General features: G+C 54.2%; 13 protein-coding genes. 5 read left to right on the plus strand and 8 right to left on the minus strand.

The window, feature by feature from the left end:
* The first annotated feature begins 4 nt into the window (after nucleotides 1-4).
* From pncB to aspC, 4 genes are all read left to right on the plus strand, one after another.
* On the plus strand, nucleotides 5-1,207 hold the full coding sequence (gene pncB / locus LZP96_RS02250; protein WP_064325579.1) for a nicotinate phosphoribosyltransferase: 1,203 nt from the start codon (nucleotides 5-7) through the stop codon (nucleotides 1,205-1,207).
* Between the two features lie 167 nt (nucleotides 1,208-1,374).
* Nucleotides 1,375-2,775, plus strand: a complete 1,401-nt coding sequence (gene asnS / locus LZP96_RS02255) for an asparagine--tRNA ligase (protein WP_064325578.1) — start codon at nucleotides 1,375-1,377, stop codon at nucleotides 2,773-2,775.
* A gap of 610 nt (nucleotides 2,776-3,385) precedes the next feature.
* Nucleotides 3,386-4,543, plus strand: a complete 1,158-nt coding sequence (locus tag LZP96_RS02260) for a porin (protein WP_198324765.1) — start codon at nucleotides 3,386-3,388, stop codon at nucleotides 4,541-4,543.
* A gap of 179 nt (nucleotides 4,544-4,722) precedes the next feature.
* The gene (aspC, locus tag LZP96_RS02265) at nucleotides 4,723-5,913 is read left to right on the plus strand and encodes an aspartate transaminase (RefSeq protein ID WP_064325576.1); all 1,191 of its coding nucleotides are present in this window, start codon (nucleotides 4,723-4,725) and stop codon (nucleotides 5,911-5,913) included.
* A gap of 71 nt (nucleotides 5,914-5,984) precedes the next feature.
* Here aspC and LZP96_RS02270 read toward each other — a convergent pair whose 3' ends face one another.
* From LZP96_RS02270 to cmoM, 7 genes are all read right to left on the minus strand, one after another.
* Entirely contained in the window at nucleotides 5,985-6,632 is a 648-nt protein-coding gene (locus tag LZP96_RS02270; protein WP_064325575.1) for an MBL fold metallo-hydrolase, read from the minus strand.
* A gap of 20 nt (nucleotides 6,633-6,652) precedes the next feature.
* The gene (mepK, locus tag LZP96_RS02275) at nucleotides 6,653-7,204 is read right to left on the minus strand and encodes a peptidoglycan L,D-endopeptidase MepK (protein WP_064325574.1); all 552 of its coding nucleotides are present in this window, start codon (nucleotides 7,202-7,204) and stop codon (nucleotides 6,653-6,655) included.
* Nucleotides 7,205-7,378: 174 nt separating this feature from the next.
* Nucleotides 7,379-9,202: a L,D-transpeptidase gene (gene ldtD, locus LZP96_RS02280; RefSeq protein WP_064325573.1), complete on the minus strand. Its 1,824-nt coding sequence runs from the start codon at nucleotides 9,200-9,202 to the stop codon at nucleotides 7,379-7,381.
* A 181-nt stretch (nucleotides 9,203-9,383) separates the two neighbouring features.
* Nucleotides 9,384-13,832 carry a chromosome partition protein MukB gene (mukB, locus tag LZP96_RS02285; RefSeq protein ID WP_064325572.1) on the minus strand — a complete coding sequence of 1,483 codons (4,449 nt, stop codon included), beginning with the start codon at nucleotides 13,830-13,832 and terminating at the stop codon, nucleotides 9,384-9,386.
* Nucleotides 13,832-14,536, minus strand: coding sequence for a chromosome partition protein MukE (gene mukE, locus LZP96_RS02290; RefSeq protein WP_064325571.1), 705 nt, complete (start codon nucleotides 14,534-14,536; stop codon nucleotides 13,832-13,834). Before mukE ends, mukB begins: the two co-directional genes overlap by 1 nt.
* Nucleotides 14,517-15,839 (minus strand): chromosome partition protein MukF, encoded by a 1,323-nt coding sequence (mukF, locus tag LZP96_RS02295; protein ID WP_064325570.1) that lies wholly within the window; start codon nucleotides 15,837-15,839, stop codon nucleotides 14,517-14,519. The genes mukE and mukF overlap by 20 nt, the downstream gene beginning before the upstream one ends.
* Nucleotides 15,840-15,842: 3 nt before the next feature.
* Nucleotides 15,843-16,622 (minus strand): tRNA uridine 5-oxyacetic acid(34) methyltransferase CmoM, encoded by a 780-nt coding sequence (gene cmoM / locus LZP96_RS02300; protein WP_064325569.1) that lies wholly within the window; start codon nucleotides 16,620-16,622, stop codon nucleotides 15,843-15,845.
* A gap of 124 nt (nucleotides 16,623-16,746) precedes the next feature.
* Here cmoM and elyC point away from each other — a divergent pair, with 124 nt between their 5' ends.
* Complete coding sequence (elyC, locus tag LZP96_RS02305; protein ID WP_064325568.1) at nucleotides 16,747-17,526, plus strand: envelope biogenesis factor ElyC; 780 nt, start codon at nucleotides 16,747-16,749, stop codon at nucleotides 17,524-17,526.
* On the opposite strand, the gene LZP96_RS02310 is transcribed toward elyC, so the two are convergent.
* Nucleotides 17,503-18,396, minus strand: a complete 894-nt coding sequence (locus LZP96_RS02310) for a YcbJ family phosphotransferase (RefSeq protein WP_064325567.1) — start codon at nucleotides 18,394-18,396, stop codon at nucleotides 17,503-17,505. The two genes, elyC and LZP96_RS02310, sit on opposite strands and share 24 nt — an antisense overlap.
* Nucleotides 18,397-18,477: the final 81 nt, after the last annotated feature.

An 18,477-nucleotide genomic window follows, 5' to 3' on the forward strand; every position in this document is an offset into this window, starting at 1 on the left:
ACCTATGACTCAATTCGCTTCTCCTGTTCTGCATACGTTGTTGGATACCGATGCGTATAAGCTCCATATGCAGCAAGCCGTTTATCACCATTACTACGACGTGCAGGTAGCGGCTGAGTTCCGTTGCCGCGGTGACGACCTGCTCGGCATCTATGCCGACGCCATCCGCGAACAGGTCGATGCCATGCAGCATCTGACGTTGCAGGACGACGAATACCAGTGGCTTTCCGGCCTCCCCTTCTTTAAAGATGATTATCTGAACTGGCTGCGCGACTTCCGCTATAAGCCTGAACAGGTAACCGTCACGAACGACAACGGCAAGCTCAATATCCGCCTCGCCGGTCCGTGGCGCGAAGTGATCATGTGGGAAGTTCCGCTTCTGGCGGTGATTAGCGAGCTGGTCCACCGCTACCGTTCCCCGGAAGCGGGCGTCGGACAGGCCCTCGCTACGCTTGAAAATAAGCTTCTTGATTTTTCGCGGATGACCGAAGACCTTGATATGTCCCGCTTCCGTCTGATGGATTTTGGCACTCGTCGTCGTTTCTCCCGCGAAGTTCAGTACGCCATTGTCGAACGGCTTCAGCAGGAGTCCTGGTTCGTGGGAACCAGCAACTACGATCTGGCGCGCCGTCTTGACCTGACGCCAATGGGAACCCAGGCGCATGAATGGTTCCAGGCGCATCAGCAAATCAGTCCCGATCTGGCTACCAGCCAGCGAGCAGCGCTGGCTGCATGGCTGGACGAATACCCTGACAAACTCGGGATTGCCCTCACCGACTGCATCACCATGGATGCTTTCCTGCGTGACTTCGGGCCTGAGTTTGCTCAACGCTATCAGGGGCTACGCCACGACTCCGGCGATCCGGTCGAGTGGGGCGAAAAGGCCATCGCCCATTACCAAAAGCTGGGCATCGATCCGTTAACGAAGGTGCTGGTTTTTTCCGATAACCTGGATTTGGCGAAAGCCATCGATCTCTATCGGCATTTCTCGTCCCGCGTGAATTTGAGCTTTGGCATTGGCACCCGTTTGACCTGTGATATCCCTCAGGTAAAACCGCTGAATATCGTCATCAAACTGGTGGAATGTAACGGCAAGCCGGTTGCTAAACTGTCCGACAGCCCGGGTAAAACTATCTGTCATGACAAAGCCTTTGTTCGCGCCCTGCGAAAAGCGTTCGATCTGCCACAGGTTAAAAAAGCCAGTTAATCGCCTTTGGGAGCCTGACCGGCTCCCCTCTCCTTATTTATTTCCGATTTCTTCTCATCAGAGTGCGAAATCTGCTTGTCTGATGGCGGATGCCAGGTAACATAGATATCCCCCCTATAAGGGCGGACAAGTATTTATTTTTTCCGACTATTAACAGAGAGAATATTATGAGCGTTGTGCCTGTAGCCGACGTACTCCAGGGCCGTGTCGCCGTTGACCAAGAAGTCACCGTGCGCGGATGGGTGCGTACTCGCCGAGATTCTAAAGCTGGCATCTCCTTCCTTGCCGTCTATGACGGTTCCTGCTTTGATCCTGTACAGGCCGTCATAAATAATTCTCTGCCCAATTACAATGACGATGTTCTGCACCTGACAACGGGTTGCTCCGTTATCGTCACCGGGGTGGTTGTGGCTTCTCCGGGCCAGGGTCAGAGTTTCGAAATTCAGGCATCTGCTATTGAAGTGACCGGCTGGGTTGAAGATCCGGATACCTATCCGATGGCGGCAAAACGCCACAGCATTGAGTATCTGCGTGAAGTCGCCCACCTGCGTCCGCGCACTAACCTGATTGGTGCCGTAGCACGCGTGCGTCATACGCTGGCGCAAGCGCTGCATCGCTTCTTTGACGAGCAGGGCTATTTCTGGGTCTCTACTCCGCTGATCACCGCGTCTGATACAGAAGGCGCGGGCGAAATGTTCCGTGTCTCGACGCTGGATATGGAAAACCTGCCGCGCACGCCGGAAGGCAAAGTGGATTACGACAAAGACTTCTTTGGTAAAGAGGCCTTCCTGACCGTTTCTGGCCAGCTTAACGGCGAAACCTATGCCTGTGCGCTGTCCAAAATCTACACCTTCGGTCCTACTTTCCGTGCAGAAAACTCCAATACCAGCCGCCACCTGGCGGAATTCTGGATGCTGGAGCCGGAAGTGGCATTTGCCGACCTTAACGACGTGGCAGGCCTGGCGGAAGCCATGCTGAAGTATGTCTTTAAAGCGGTACTGGAAGAGCGTGCGGACGACATGAAATTCTTCGCCGAGCGCGTGGATAGCGATGCGGTTGCCCGTCTTGAGCGCTTCGTTTCTGCTGATTTCGCCCAGGTCGATTACACCGATGCGGTGGCCATTCTTGAAAAATGCGGCGAGACGTTCGAAAACCCGGTGTATTGGGGCGTGGACCTCTCTTCCGAGCACGAACGCTATCTGGCCGAGAAACACTTCAAAGCGCCGGTTGTAGTGAAAAACTATCCAAAAGACATTAAGGCCTTCTATATGCGCCTTAATGAAGATGGTAAAACCGTGGCAGCCATGGACGTTCTGGCTCCGGGCATCGGTGAAATCATCGGTGGCTCTCAGCGTGAAGAGCGTCTTGACGTGCTGGACGCCCGTATGGTTGAGATGGGTCTGAATCCGGCAGATTACAGCTGGTATCGCGATCTGCGCCGCTATGGTACCGTGCCGCACTCCGGCTTTGGCCTCGGTTTTGAACGTTTAATTGCCTATGTCACGGGCGTGCAGAACGTTCGTGATGTTATCGCCTTCCCGCGTACGCCACGTAACGCCAGTTTCTGATTCTGATGTATTCGTAATGGCCAGCGCTTGCTGGCCATTATTTTATTCTGCACTGTCAGTTTATGTCAGCCGAAAGTCAGCATCTCTAAAGTGCAACCCCGCCAAATCCTCTACCTGTTACGTTTTATTTCCACGAAACAACTGTAAACAAAAAATAAACCCTGTTTTTATTGCGAGTAATCCTTTACTCATGCATTAGCACAAATTTCGACCAATTTCCCAACCATCCAGACGTCTAAATAAGATAACAGGAAAAAACAATTCGTTTAACATCCGTTGATACGAAAAGCCTATATCAAGATTAAATATAAGCAATTCATATATATAGGAAAGGATTTTCTTTTTGAAAGCGCAATCAGTTCTGAAATTTGAGGTGGTTCACAAAGTTCCCGAAAATACATAAATTCTTACACATTATTTCATCTTGTTACTGAATCTTTATGTTTGTAGCACTTTCAGGCTAGCGAAACCGGTATATGAATGGAAAGATGCCTGTCAGATACATAAAGACACCAAACTCTCATCAATAGTTCCGGAAATATTTATTGACAGAATTTATTGACGGCAGTGGCGAGTGTCATAAAAAAACCAATGAGGGTAATAAATAATGATGAAGCGCAATATCCTGGCAGTGGTTATCCCTGCCCTGCTGGTAGCCGGTGCAGCAAACGCTGCAGAAATCTATAACAAAAACGGCAACAAACTGGACTTCTACGGTAAAGCTGTAGGCGAACACATTTGGACCACCAATGGTGACACCAGCAACGAAGACACCACCTATGCCCGTATCGGCTTTAAAGGTGAAACCCAGATCAATGACCAGATCACTGGTTACGGTCACTGGGAATACAACATGGACGCTTCCAATGCGGAAGGCTCTCAGGGTACTAAAACCCGTCTGGCATTCGCTGGCCTGAACTTCGGCGATGCAGGTTCTCTGGATTATGGTCGTAACTACGGCGCAATCTATGACGCAGCAGCTTATACCGATATGCTGGTTGAATGGGGCGGCGATTCCTGGGTTGCAACTGACAACTTCATGAACGGTCGTGCGTCTGGCCTGTTGACCTACCGTAACAGCAACTTCTTTGGTCTGGTTGATGGTCTGAGCTTCGCTCTCCAGTACCAGGGCAAAAACGATCGCAGCAACGCCATTTCTGCGACCTACACTGACGACGGCCAGCTGATCAACATCGGTCGTGGTGGTAACGGCGCTAAAGGTAACGGCGACGGCTTCAGCTCATCCGTTCAGTATGAATTCGGCGAAGGCTTCGCACTGGCAGCAGGTTATGAAACTGCTGACCGTACCAACGAGCAGGTTGCTGCAGGTACTTCAACTGCATGGGCAAGTGCTGGCGGCGAGCGCGCAGAAGCCTGGTCTACTGCAGCTAAATACGATGCGAACAACGTCTATGCAGCGGTTCAGTATGCTGAAACCACAAACATGACCCGTGAAGCTGACAACAACTTCGCTAACAAAACTCAGAACATCGAAGCCGTGGTTCAGTACCAGTTCGACTTCGGCCTGCGTCCATCCGTGGGTTACGTGCAGTCTAAAGGTAAAGACCTGAAGTCACGTGGCACCTTCGGCGGTGGCGATGCTGACCTGGTGAAATACGTGGAAGTGGGTACCTGGTACTACTTCAACAAAAACATGAACGTGTATGCTGCATACAAATTCAACCTGCTGGACGACAACTCCTACTCTGAATCTGCTGGTCTGGCAACTGACGACCAGGCAGCAGTGGGTATCGTTTACCAGTTCTAAACCCTCCTCTGTTATATGCTTAAGAAACAGGGCTTCGGCCCTGTTTTTTTATGTCTGAAGGTCATTTACAGCAAGTTTTGAAAAGACGCACGCTTTTTGTCGCAAACGGTTGGCATTTTGTAAATCTCCCGTTAACCTGATAGCGGATTTCACTTCTGTAATCACAATGGAACTTCGTCATGTTTGAGAACATTACTGCCGCTCCTGCCGACCCCATTCTGGGCCTGGCCGATCTGTTTCGTGCCGATGACCGCCCTGGAAAAATCAACCTGGGTATTGGTGTCTATAAAGATGAAACCGGCAAAACACCGGTCCTGACCAGCGTAAAAAAAGCTGAGCAGTATCTGCTGGAAAACGAAACCACCAAAAACTACCTCGGTATTGATGGTATCCCTGAATTTGGTCACTGCACGCAGGAATTGCTGTTCGGAAAAGGGAGCGCGATCGTCAGCGATAAGCGCGCCCGTACGGCGCAAACGCCTGGCGGTACCGGCGCACTTCGCGTCGCGGCGGATTTCCTTGCAAAAAACACCTCGGTGAAGCGTGTTTGGGTGAGCAACCCAAGCTGGCCTAACCATAAAAGCGTCTTCAATTCAGCGGGACTTGAAGTCCGTGAATATACCTATTACGACGCCGCTAACCACTCGCTCGATTTCGACGGCCTGCTGGCCAGCCTGAACGAAGCGCAGGCGGGCGACGTCGTGCTGTTCCACGGCTGCTGTCACAACCCAACCGGGATTGACCCAACGCTTGAGCAGTGGGAACACCTGGCGAAACTCTCCGTTGAAAAAGGCTGGTTACCTCTCTTTGACTTCGCCTATCAGGGCTTTGCCCGTGGCCTGGAAGAAGATGCCGAAGGTCTGCGTGCCTTTGCCGCCGTCCATCAGGAACTGATTGTTGCCAGCTCGTACTCTAAAAACTTTGGCCTGTATAACGAGCGTGTGGGTGCCTGTACGCTGGTGGCAGCTGATGCAGAAACCGTAGACCGCGCCTTCAGCCAGATGAAGTCAGCGATCCGCGCCAACTACTCTAACCCGCCTGCACACGGTGCCTCTGTTGTTGCCACTATCCTGAGCAACGACGCGCTGCGCGCGATCTGGGAACAAGAGTTAAACGACATGCGTCAGCGCATTCAGCGCATGCGTCTGCTGTTTGTGAATACGCTGGCAGAGAAAGGGGCCGATCGCGACTTCAGCTTTATCATTAAGCAGAATGGCATGTTCTCATTCAGTGGCCTGACGAAAGAACAAGTTCTGCGCCTGCGTGAAGAGTTCGGCGTGTATGCCGTCGCTTCGGGTCGCGTGAATGTGGCAGGAATGACGCCAGACAATATGGCGCCACTCTGTGAAGCCATCGTCGCGGTACTCTAATCGTGACAAATTGGGCCTGATCTGACCCACAAAAAAGCCTGCATGACGCAGGCTTTTTTATTATGTTCGTTTTACCAGACAGGCATTTCATCCTGCAGGAAAGGATTGTGTAAACGCTCATATCCCAGCGTCGACATCGGTCCATGTCCTGGAATAAACGTCACATCATCGCCCAACGGCAATAACTTCTGTTTAATCGACTGAATCAGCTGTCCATGGTCGCCACGTGGGAAGTCGCTACGCCCAACGCCGCCTTTGAAAATCACATCGCCAGAGACCAGCAGCCGTGACTCATTATCAAAGAAGACGATATGACCCGGCGTATGTCCGGGGCAATGCAGCACGCTTAACGAAACGTTACCGACTTGAACGCTCTCCCCTTCGTTCAGCCAACGATCGGGCGTCAGAGGTTGACACTCATCGAGACCAAACATGCGGCTCTGGGCGGGTAACCCTTGCAGCCAGAACTCATCTTCTTTTTCCGGACCGACAACCGGCACGCCATAGTGCTGCGCCAGTTCTGCCGCTGCCCCCACATGATCAAGATGACCATGGGTTAGCAAAATCTGCATCAACGTCACGCCGGACGCTGCGACTTCCTGCTTGATTTTCTCGGCGTCTCCGCCGGGATCAACAAGCGCGGCCAGTTTGGTTTGTTCACACCAGATTAAGGAACAATTCTGGGAGAAAGCGGTAACCGGAATAATACGATAGTTCATACTGCTCCTGTGTTTTGTTATTACCAGTGCCTCGCTGGCCCGGTATCAATATGCACAAAGTTGCTACGTGGGTAATATCCTACACCACCTGCGCGCATAGATAACGCGGCTTTGCGAATATTGGCTAACGAAACGCCTTCAATATGAAAATCCATCGCCTGTCCTTTGGTGTGATAGCTTTTTTTGGCTACCCCACGGCTATGGGCGCGCAGTTCATTGTTGGTATCCAGCGAGCGATAACCCGAAATGAGCTGCACCGGTCTGCGGGTTCCCAGCAGGCCCTGAAGGCGGAAAAGCTGATCGAATAATCCAGGATCAATCGCTTTAACTTTATTTGCACGGAAATCACGGAAAAAGTGATTTAGTTTTGCTAATTCATCCTGAATATAGCCTCTGCCATCGAAGAATTCGGCCTTTAACGTCTCACCCGTATGAAGGTTATTGAGCGTTAAAATACGCGGACGAGGTGTCGAGAGGGTGGCAAATGCTGGCGTCGGTAAGATGGCTGCAGCGCCGAGCGCAACACCACCTAGCGCCAGCAGTTTGCGGCGATTAGCGTCAAATTTGTCCATGATAATCAGGTCTACAGGTCAATGAAATCGTAATATGCTTAGCGCACGAAGGGCACCATAACTGCGAAAACGACGCTCGTCAAGGTGACCAAACCCAGTAAAGACGGGGGTTGTAGCCATATCACCCCGTTTTCACCCTTACTTACGACAATCATTATTCCCGAACTGCTTCATTTACCTGATTAATTGTTCAGCTTTTGGCAAAATTTGTGCGCCGGATCGCGCGGTGCGATCATAATTGTAAATATCTGTACGATATTGGGTACGACCATCTTCGCCGACAAAGGCGGTCAGATAAAAAAGATTGACCGGTATATTTTGTCGGATATTCACATACCGGGTATTCCCTTCCTTCAGCGCATCAGATATCCGCGTATCGTTCCAGCCCGCATCGCCTAACAGCATATTCGCCAGTTCAGAGGCCTTATTCACGCGCACGCAGCCTGAACTCAGTGCTCGTGCATCTTTCTGGAACAGATTATGGTTTGGCGTATCGTGCAGATAGATAGCGTCGGAACTGGGCATGTTGAATTTATAGCGGCCCAGCGAGTTATGCGCGCCCGGCGATTGCTGGAAGCGGAATGGCAGGTTCGACGGGGTAATGGTAGACCAGTCAACCTGATAGGGATCGATAGCCTGAGTGCTGTTCCAGCCTCGTATCACGGTATAGTTATGGCGCTCGAGGTATCCCGGATCGTTCCACACTTTTGGCAAAATATCTTTGCGCGCCAGCGTCGGAGGGACGTTCCACGGCGGATTAACCACCACGTTATTCAGCGCGCTACTCATCATTGGCGTTTTACGGTCAGGACGCCCGACAATCACCCGGGAGGCTAACACCTGGCTCCCGTTCTGATAATAGACCAGCGAATAAGCCGGAATATTCACCATAATGCCGGTCGATAACGTTCCCGGCAGCAGGCGCAGGCGTTGAATGTTCAGTGCCAGCACGCCGGCCCGCTGGGCGGGAGAGACATTCAGCCAGTCTCGCGTGGACGGACCAATCACCCCATCCGAGCCCAGACCTTGTGTGACCTGAAACGCTTTCACCGCCGCCACCAGTTCGCGATCGTAAGCCGCCGGTTTATCAGGAGAGGCTACTTTTTTCGGCGCAACGGAAGGTGCTGACGGACTCACGACCACATTTTGCGCATCGTCTCCAGGCAGAGCAATCTTCGGCCCCCCTTCAAGCATGCCGGAACGTCTCAGAATCTCACGCAGCGCAGGCACATCGCTGCTCCACTGCCCCGGACGGAGCGTCGCGGTGCTTTTCATCTGAGGCCAGGGACGGGTATCAGACACCAGACTCAGTAACGACTGATGCAGCGTGGCATACTGCGGATGCGCAGGTGCCAGGCTCGCGATAAACCGCGGTAGCGTGCCCTGATCAAGCGCGAGCTGCCACTGGTTTATCACTGATAACGCAGGCGTCGCCAGTTTGTAGGGTTTTTCACTGTACAGCCAGCGCGTGCCGTTGACCGGAATACCCGCAACAAACTGCAGGTAGCCCATCATGGCATCTGACAACACCACATCCCGTGCCATACCGGTAACGGCAGGATCGGTTAACAGTTCAACCCACGCGGTAAACTGAGGCTGAAAACCGGCAATCGCCACTTCGGCAAGCTGCTGCTGAAACGCCCGAACGGCATCGCGGTTTTCCCACATCGGTTTCATATCCCGTGCGGCATAAAGGAGCGTCAGCTGATTAATATACGCAGGCGTGTAGCCGGACGGTAACGCGGACTGCAGCTGATCCCGCAGGGTTTGCGGGTTGATATCGGCGGGCAGCGGTGTGATGCCCGCCATCAGGGCCGTCGCCGGAGACTGCTCCAGCGGTTGTGTGAGCGATACAGGCGTGACGCCCGTTGTTGCCGAACTGTCAGACGGCACCACTTCAGGCTCATCGGCCTGGGCGTTAAACAGCGGAGCAAATATCACTGCCAGACACAAACTCAGCGCTGACAGCTGACGACCATGAGTTTTTATTAGCAACATCCCTTGCCCCCTGTTTGACTTTACGACATGCCCGCACATCGGGGCTTTACATCAGTATAGAAAGGCACAGACGCTGTTGCCTTGCCTTATGTAAAGAAGTTTAAAGATAACGCAGCCGTCAATACAAGCGAAACCCATAAAAAAAGCGGCGCTCGTGCGCCGCTCTTGCTGGTTTAACGCTCTAAGACGCGTCTGCCGTTCCCGGAAGGGATTCCGGCGGCTGCGGGGCAAAACCGCGCAGACCCACCACGTGAACATGCTCGCTGTTCTGGAAGACTTTACGCACCAGTTTGTAGGTGGTCCCTTTTTCAGGGCTGATGTTCTCCGGCGCGGCGATAATAAGCTGCATGTCCAGACGGTCACACAGCTCAAACAGCGTGGCGATTGAACGGGCATCAAGACGTGCGGCTTCATCAAGGAACAGCAGGCGGCATGGCGAAATATCTTTTCCGCGCAGACGACGCGCTTCATCTTCCCAGCTCTGCACAACCATCACCAGAATAGACATACCGGTACCGATCGCCTCACCGGTAGACAGCGCACCGGATTCCGCACGCAGCCAGCCGTCCGAACCACGGTTAACCTCAACCTCCATCTCCAGATAGTTACGGTAGTCCAGCAGCTCTTCGCCGATCGTTTGCGGCGTACGCTGGCCCATATCAATCTGTGGATTGAGACGCTGATAAAGTTTCGCCAGCGCTTCTGAGAAGGTCAGGCGATTGCTGTTAAACAGATCCTGATGCTGTTCATGCTGCTCAGAGAGCACTTCGAGCAAGGTCGCATGCGCTTCACGCACGTTCACATTCAGACGCACGCTGTTCACCTGGCCAAACGACACGTTTTGCAGACCCTGGTTCAGCTGGCGAATTCGGTTCTGCTCACGCTGGATGGTTTTACGAATGATGTTCGCCACGCTGCGCGAGCTGATCGCCAGTTTCTGCTCGCGGGAGGTCAGCTCTTCGGTCAGACGGCCCAGTTCGATCTCCATCTGCTCGATCGCTTCCACCGGATCGTCCGTGCGAATAATATCCTGACGGATACGTTCACGCAGGTGCTGATAAACCGCAACGAAGAACTGAATCTTACGTTCCGGGCGTTTTGGATCTTCTGACATGCGCAGCACATCACGCAGATGTTCGTTATCAGCCACTGCCAGACGTAACGCACCGAGCGCCTTATCCGACATTGAACGCAGTTCATCACCGGAAAGATAGGCCAGCTCGCGACGGTGCAGACGACGCTCCACGCCGTTGTCTTTCACCATGCGCATCACCGCACACCAGCCGGCTTTTGCGGTGACGACCTGCTCGCGCATCTCGAAGTAGTCGCGTTCCAGCTTGCGCAGTCGACGGGTCAGGTTATCCATTTCCGCTTCGCAGAAGGTCAGCGCTTTTTCCAGCTGATTGCGACGCGCACGGTTATTGCTTAACTGGCTGTGCAGTTCATCGCGACGAATGCGCGCACGCTCTTCCGCCCCGCTGTCCGCACGCACGCCGATATCCTGCAACTCTTTATGCAGGTCGGTTAACAACTCTTTTTTGGTATCAAAGGAGCTTTTCAGCGAGGCGAGCACCTGATTGTACTGGTTCAGCTGCGCCGAATGGCTGCGAAGCGCGTCACGGGTACGGCTTCGTTCGGCTTCTGCCTGCTCAAGACGCTGACGCAGTTTTTCATTAAGATCGCTGTTGCCGCTCAGCATTTCCGCCGAGTCGCTGTAGCCAAAGTGGGCACGACGCTGAACGACTTCCGTCAGGGCGAACGCCTGCTGACGCGCATCTCGCTGCACCTGCTGCGAATAAGCGTAATCTTCTTTCAGCTGTTCAAACTGCTCCGGATCGCTTTGCAACACGGAGAGCACAGGCTCCAGCTTAGCCAGCTGGTTACCATGCTGCTGCACAAAGCGCGCGGCTTCCTGCGCTTCATCCAGACGCTCCTGAATTTCATCAACGCGATCGGCCAGCGTCTCATCGCCCAGAAGGTTCAGACGCGGCAGGATGCGGTTCAGGGCACTGACGCCCTCTTTCGCCTGTTCGAACTGCACGCGGCTTTGCTGGTTATCGTTCTCGTGCGCGCTGATTGCACGCTCAAGCTCGCCACGACGCGTATTGAGCTGACGAATTTCTGCCTCAGGATCGGCTTCAAACGCCACGCCGAGGTGGCTGCCGATAAAGCGGCTGAACGCCTGATGCAGGCGCTGGGTTTTTTGCACGTCAAAGGACAGCGTTGCAAAGCGTTCTGACAGCGTTTCGCGCTCAGCATGCAGGCTCTCAATGCGGCTTTCACGGGCCGCACGGCCAAACAGCGGCAGCGTCGGGAAACGCGAGTAACGCCACTGACGATCGGCAATTTTAACGACAACCGCCTTTTCCAGCTCTTCAACGTTGAAGACGCTGTCATCGAACGACTGCGGATCGCCTTCGATCAGATAGAGATCTTCCGGGCAATCTTCAAGTCCAGCGAGCTGATCGGCCACCAGCGACAGATCCTGCACCACAATCGCGTTGCGTGACGGGCCATACAGCGCCGAGAAGTAAGGCGCATCGTCGAGACTGACGTCGTCATAGAGCTCAGAAAGCAGGACACCGCCAAAGCGTTCCGCCAGGGCATTTAAGCGCCCGTCTTCGGCACCGCCCGGCTGGCTTAAGCGTTCGATTTCTTCATCGACAGCGCGTTTACGGGCGCCCACTTCGTCGCGTTCGACAATGGCTTCGCGCTCACGCTCAAGCAATTGTTGCAGATATTCCGTTACGTCCTGGCTGGATTCAAACGCCTCGCCGCACTGCTCGCTGAGCTGATTCAGGCTGCTTTGGGCCGCTAACCAGACGGGCGCACGCTGCAACAGCTTCTGCGTCCTCGACTGAATCTGCTCAAGCTCCTGGCGCAACGTCATGCGCTGTTCGCTGGCGCCAGTAACGCTGTCAGAGAGCGACGCGATACGCGCTTCCAGCTCGCTGTGCAGGGCTTCCAGTTCATCGATATCAACACGTTTACCGTGACGTTTGCAGAACTCCGCCAGCAGACGCTCGGCTTCCTGCTGTTCGCGCAGGCGCTGTTCAAGCTCGTTCAGGCGCATACGCAGCGGCTGAACTTGTTCCGCCAGGTGACGCTGATTCACGCCTTCACGCAGTAACTCTCTGGCCACTTCCCAGGCATCACTGCGCGCCAGCGGGCCATTGATGGCAGCGACCAGCTGATAAGCCTGTTCAAACTGGCTGTGAGCCGTTTGCGCCACGCTCATTTTCTGATCGAGGGAGAGCAGTTTTTCCGTGGCCTCCTGCTCTTTCGCCTGGAAGGTTTCCAGCCACTCATCGGCGCTTTCTGGCGTCAGGTCCGGGAGATGGCAAAGCGCTTTGGCGCGTTGCAGGGCCTGTAACGCCTGTGTGTACTGGATAGCGCGCGTTTGCTGCACGTCCAGCGCCTGCTGATAATCTGCAAGCTGGTTTTTCAGCTCATCGACTTCCAGCTCTGCGGCTTCGGCGCGGGCTTCGTTCTCGTCCTGCATGTCGATGGCTTCCGCCACCACTTCATTCTGCTCTTCGAGACGCACCTGAAGCTCTTCAAGGTCGGCTTCGTAACGTTCGATTTTTTCCTGCTGACGAAGCGCAGTCTGGACCAGATTCAGGTGATCGCTTGCCGCCTGATAATCCGCTTCCAGATCGCCTTCAGCGCCGTTGTGCTCGCCCAGTTCGCGGGCCATTTCAACGTGCTTATACTGTTCTGCCACCAGCTGTTTACGCGAGGTAAACAGTTCACGACGATACTCAAGCGCCTTATCAAGATGGATACGGCGTTCGTTGGCATGCCGCATGTAGTCTGCCGCCACATAGTTGGTGGCTTCGCTGATCAAATGTTTGAACAGATCGCGATCGGACTGGGTGACGCGAATCGCTTCCAGCGTCATGCGGTTTTCGCGCAGCGCGGCTTCCATGTCCTGGAAGGCTTTTCGCACGCCGCTGTTTTCTGGCAACAGGTAATCACGCAGTGAGCGCGTAATCGCGCTGGAAATCCCCCCGTACAAGGAGGCTTCAATCAGACGGTAATATTTACTACGATCGGAGGCGCTACGTAAGCGGCGCGCCACCACACCGAGATCGAACATCAGCGAGTGGTAATCCGTTATCGAGTTGAACTGCTTAAACTGAACGCCCTCGATCTCTTCGAGTTTATCCTTCAGCTCCTGCAGTGTGAGCACGCGCGCCTGACGTTCATTCAGTGTTTCCGTCAACAAGGCGGTGGGCTGTACGGAGGTTGGCAGCCCCTGAATGGCGAACGGTTTGATATCAACCTTACGGTCACGGCCTGCTACCTGTTGCAGACGCACACCCACGACCACACGCTGGTGGCGGGAGTTGATCACATCCAGCACCGAATAACAGACGCCGGCCTTCAGCTTACCGTGCAGACCTTTATCGCGTGAACCGCTGGTCGCGCCTGCTTCGGTGGTGTTACGGAAGTGAAGTAACGTCAAATCGGGGATCAGCGCCGTGACAAAGGCCGCCATGGTGGTGGATTTACCCGCACCGTTACCGCCGGAAAGCGTCGTCACCAGCTCATCAAGATCGAAGGTACGGGCAAAGAAGCCGTTCCAGTTAATCAGCGTTAGTGAGCGAAATTTACCGCGTTCAATCATTACTCTTCCTCCCCGCTATCCGGCAGATTGTCTTCATGCTCGTCATTGAGCTGCAAATGGTTTTCTACCGGCATGGCTTCACCGTCGCGGATCATGCGCAGCTGCGCTTCACGCGGATCGTCGCCAGAGCGCACATCGGCGCCAAAGCGGAAAACGGATTCGGTAATGCGGAATTTGCTGCTGTCATGGCCCATAAACCAGACCATACCGAGACGGCGCAGGCGGTTCAGAGAAGAGCGAACTTTTTCCTGTAATTTCTGTTTATCAAGGTCCGACCCGGTAGAACGGTTGTTCACCAGTTTAAGCAGTTTGCCTTCGTCAGCCAGGGTCAGGAGTTCGTCGTACAACTCCTGCTGAGTGAAAATCCCCTCGTTGGCCAGACGCTCAGGACTGAGGTAGAGATAGCAAAGAATTTTGCCTACCATCATATCCAGCTCAGAGAGCACGGAACGCGGAATAAGCGTGGTGGAACGCGGACGGAGGTAGAAAAAACCTTCCGGCGCACGAACCAGTTCAACGTTATAACGCGCATAAAACTCTTCCAGATATTCCTGGAAATCCATCAAAAAGGCGTGATTGTCCAGCTCATCAAGACCGACATGACGGCCAGCACGCAACTGGCTGTCCAGCGCCGGGAATAACGGATTTGCCAGCGCCTGGGCCAGCTTAACTGGCATCATTTGTTCAATATTTGTCAATGACATGCGCCTGTACCTTGGCTCCGTAATCGTTAATCGGCTGCCACTTCGGCGGCAGCCCGGTAAAATCAGCTTGCGCGACGCCCAGGCGAACGGCCTGGTCGACGACGATGCGGGCAATATCAAAATGGCGCGCGCGCGGATATTGCACCAGATAGTCGCGTACCACGAGACCGAGGTCCAGCGGCACTTGTCTGGTTTTATAGACGGCGAGTTGCTCTTCGATCATTGCCGCCAGTTGCTCGCGAATTTCGTTAAATTCTTCAAACTCAAGATCCGGCGGCAGTTCACCGGTGACCTCTTCATCGCGCAACGTCATCTCTTCGTCGCGCATATCCAGCAGACGATCGGCGTTGGCAAAGGTCAGCGCCCATGGCGCATCGAAGTAAGTCTGCACGGACTGCCGCAGCCGCTGGGCGAACACGCGGTTTTTATCCATATCGATCGCGGTACGGATAAATTTATGCACATGGCGGTCGTAGCCAATCCACAGGTCGATGGACTGCTGGCCCCAGCTAATAATACGGTCGAGTTTGCTCTGCAGATCAAACACCAGGCGATCGACAAAATGCAGGTTATCGTGGGCGAGCGTCGCATCCTGGATCCGCAGCAGGTTCGCCTGCAGCTTGTCCCCTGCCGCCTCCAGCGTATCCTGCAATTCACGCAGGGTACCGGAGGTTTCTGACAGCAGCATTTCGCAGCTGGAGATGGCCGCGCGCCAGTCTTTATTCAGTAACTGCGCGATATCATCTTTCACCTGCTGCTGCTGTTCGTCCATCAGGCGCTGCGTCAGATCGATACTGTCGAATATTTCCGCCACCGAATATTTCAGCGGGGCGTAAACATTTCGATGCCAGTGGAATTCATCCCCGTTTTCATCTGCGGCATCGGCGGCGCGCTTAAGCTCACCGGCGACGATAGACAGTTGCATGGAGAGACGCAGCGTCGAAAATTCGCGCTGGCGGATGTAATAATCGGTAATGCCGATACCCAGTGGGGTCAGGCGATAGATGGCGTTTCCTTCCGCCTGCTCGCTGGTAAAGCGGTTCAGCAGACGTTGACGCACCATATCGTTGATTGCGTTGTTGGCACGCACGCTAATGGTTTCGCTGGTTTGCTCAAACGCATCACTGACATGGCGGAACGCGTCCACCAGTTCACCCTCGCTCATTTCCCCATCCAGACGCTCACCGTTCAGCGTGGCGACAGCCAGCAAAAAAGAGAGTCTGTCGACAGGCAGCGCGATGGAGAAATCATTTTTCCTGGCCCAGGCAACCAGTTCGGGGACTGTCTGGGAATAATCACTCATAGGTTATCCTTGCATCTGCGGCTTGTGCGCGGTGACGTGAATATAACGACCAAGGCTGACATAAGGCTCCTGGCGGCAATACCGCGTTTCTATTTCTGTTAAGGCGTCAATACAGTCATGCTGTTTTTGTTTATCACGCAGATAATCATGAAAGACTCTTACGCCTGTTTTTCCGGTGATCTCCCAGCCCATTTCCTGCAGCCAGTGATACACCTGCTGCGGATCCCGCGGGAAGTCCGGTGAGAGCGTGCGGCGTTTCTTTTTATACATTCCCTGCTGCACATAGCCAAAATTGCCCACCAGCACGTTACGCATTAACAGGCCGTTTGCGTTGTAAAACATCAATGACAGCGCACCGCCAGGGCATAATACCGACCATAGCGTTTTGAGCATCGCCTGCGGTTCTGCAACCCACTCCAGCACAGCGTGAAACAATATCAGATCAACCTGCGTTTCCAAATGCTGAGCGATGTCCTGAGCGGCGCAATGTATAAAATGCATGTTCTCGCTCACACCTTTTTCTTCTGCCGCCAGCTTTGCCCGGGCAACCATTTCAGCAGAGAGATCGCAGAGCGTGACATGATGGCCGCGCTGGGCCATTAAAATGGCGGTCTGACCCTCTCCCCCACCGGCGTCGAGCACGCGCAACTTTCGGCTTCCGTAAGTAGCAAGCAGTTTGTCCAGATCCTGCCAGAGGATCGTCTGACGCAGTTGCCCCTTGGTCGTGCCGTAAATGTTCCGCGAAAACTTTTCCGCGATGTCATCAAAATTGCGATCCCGCATTGGGAGAGTTCCACCTTCTGACACCAAAACCGCTATTTTGTCACACCCGGAGGGAGAATGAACCTGTCTGGTGTAATATCACCGATAATCGCCTGCTGTATGGTTAAAAAAGGAACCAAAAAGGATGCTTTTTACCCTAAAAAAATATATCGGAGGCATGATGCTTCCCTTGCCGCTCCTGCTCTCGCTCATTGCATTAGGGCTACTGCTGGTCTGGTTTAGTCGTTTCCAGAAAAGCGGCAAAATCATCATCACCGTTGGCTGGCTGATGCTTCTGTTGCTCAGCCTGCAACCCGTCGCCGATGGGCTATTGCGCCCCATCGAGAATAAGTACCCGACGTGGCAGGGGAAGCAGAAAGTGGAGTATGTTGTGGTGCTGGGTGGGGGTTACACCTGGGACGCGAACTGGGCCCCCAGCTCAAATTTAATCAACAACAGTCTGCCGCGCCTGAACGAAGGTATACGGCTGTGGCGGGCGAATCCCGGATCAAAAATGATCTTCACCGGTGCGGCAGCCAAAACGAACCCTGTCAGTACGGCTGAGGCAGGTGCGCGCGTTGCAGAATCTCTCGGGGTCCCGCGCTCAGCCATTATCACGCTGGATAGCCCAAAAGACACGGAAGAAGAGGCCGCGGCCGTGAAACAGGCGATTGGTGATGTGCCGTTCCTGCTCGTCACGTCGGCTTCGCACCTGCCGCGGGCGATGGTTTTCTTTCAACAGGCTGGCCTGCACCCGCTGCCTGCGCCCGCCAATCAGCTTGCCATTAACGCACCGCTGAATCTCTGGGAAAGAATTATCCCCTCGCCTGCGTGGCTGATGCATAGCGATCGCGCAGGATACGAAACCCTCGGCCGCCTCTGGCAGTGGCTGAAAGGCTCGTCAGGCGAGCCAGGGCAAGAGTGATTTCGACGCCATTGCGAAAGTGGCGCGGTTGAAACGCCCCGTATTGACCAACTGCGCCACTTCGTCCCACAGCAGATACAACCAGCGCCGCCAGAGAAAAGCCTCCGACACGGGGGCTCGCTGCAGGTAATGCCACAATAGATCTTCCGCCAGCCCGCTTTCACTAAGACGGAACAGCTCGTACTCGCGGGGTGCCCAGAGCATTATCCCGGGCCCCACCATCGCCAGCAGCTGATCGCTGCGGGCATCTTTCAGCATGCTGCGTAAAGTGAAGTTACCGTGGACCAGCACGCAGTTGTCGTTAAATCCGTCAAACAGCGCCGGTAAACACTCTCGTGTCCGGAACAGAATACGTTTGTCCTGCATGCTCAGGCCGGTATTGCTGAACTGGTTTAAGGTTCCCCAGAGCACTTCGACCCGCTGGCGATACCAGTGCGGCCACAGATTTTCCTGCGTGCAGTCAACCGGACCGACAAGCCCGCGGCTATCCTGACGATGCCATGCCAGCAACGCCTCGACGATTTGGTCTTTGAGCTGCTCCCAGCGGTCAGGCGTGCGGGCGGGCGCTTCGACAGGCACCCCGCGCAGACGTTCGATAAGTAAGACATCGGGACCCGGATGGTCTTCGTGAGTCAGGATGCCGTAGACCGTGGGGATGCGAACGGTGCCGCTTCGCGCCAGCATCGACATTTTCCACGCCAGCTGGCTGGCGACACCCGGCGCTGAGAAACAGCGTGCCATTAACGGCATCGGGTTTCCCTGACTGTCATAGAGAGTCCACAGCGAGGTATCTGTCTTCTCGTTTACGCACTCCATCCGGCTGAGCTTTTCCCCCAGCAGGTGGCTGAGCTCGGCCCGCAACTGTTCCATTTGAGATTACCCCCATCAACGCTACTGCTTTTATAATGAGCGTATCGTCGGCAGAAGTCACCCTCATGAGATCAAGGATAA

It is taken from the genome of Huaxiibacter chinensis (assembly GCF_022171985.1).
Lineage (GTDB): Bacteria > Pseudomonadota > Gammaproteobacteria > Enterobacterales > Enterobacteriaceae > Enterobacter > Enterobacter chinensis_A.

Excerpts from the sequence above, each read along its gene's own strand:
- cmoM (WP_064325569.1), bottom strand. The coding sequence starts at position 16,622 with ATGCGGGATCGCAATTTTGATGACATCGCGGAAAAGTTTTCGCGGAAC.
- asnS (WP_064325578.1), top strand. The coding sequence starts at position 1,375 with ATGAGCGTTGTGCCTGTAGCCGACGTACTCCAGGGCCGTGTCGCCGTT.
- mukF (WP_064325570.1), bottom strand. The coding sequence starts at position 15,839 with ATGAGTGATTATTCCCAGACAGTCCCCGAACTGGTTGCCTGGGCCAGG.
- LZP96_RS02270 (WP_064325575.1), bottom strand. The coding sequence starts at position 6,632 with ATGAACTATCGTATTATTCCGGTTACCGCTTTCTCCCAGAATTGTTCC.
- elyC (WP_064325568.1), top strand. The coding sequence starts at position 16,747 with ATGCTTTTTACCCTAAAAAAATATATCGGAGGCATGATGCTTCCCTTG.
- LZP96_RS02260 (WP_198324765.1), top strand. The coding sequence starts at position 3,386 with ATGAAGCGCAATATCCTGGCAGTGGTTATCCCTGCCCTGCTGGTAGCC.
- ldtD (WP_064325573.1), bottom strand. The coding sequence starts at position 9,202 with ATGTTGCTAATAAAAACTCATGGTCGTCAGCTGTCAGCGCTGAGTTTG.
- LZP96_RS02310 (WP_064325567.1), bottom strand. The coding sequence starts at position 18,396 with ATGGAACAGTTGCGGGCCGAGCTCAGCCACCTGCTGGGGGAAAAGCTC.
- mukE (WP_064325571.1), bottom strand. The coding sequence starts at position 14,536 with ATGTCATTGACAAATATTGAACAAATGATGCCAGTTAAGCTGGCCCAG.
- mukB (WP_064325572.1), bottom strand. The coding sequence starts at position 13,832 with ATGATTGAACGCGGTAAATTTCGCTCACTAACGCTGATTAACTGGAAC.
- pncB (WP_064325579.1), top strand. The coding sequence starts at position 5 with ATGACTCAATTCGCTTCTCCTGTTCTGCATACGTTGTTGGATACCGAT.
- mepK (WP_064325574.1), bottom strand. The coding sequence starts at position 7,204 with ATGGACAAATTTGACGCTAATCGCCGCAAACTGCTGGCGCTAGGTGGT.
- aspC (WP_064325576.1), top strand. The coding sequence starts at position 4,723 with ATGTTTGAGAACATTACTGCCGCTCCTGCCGACCCCATTCTGGGCCTG.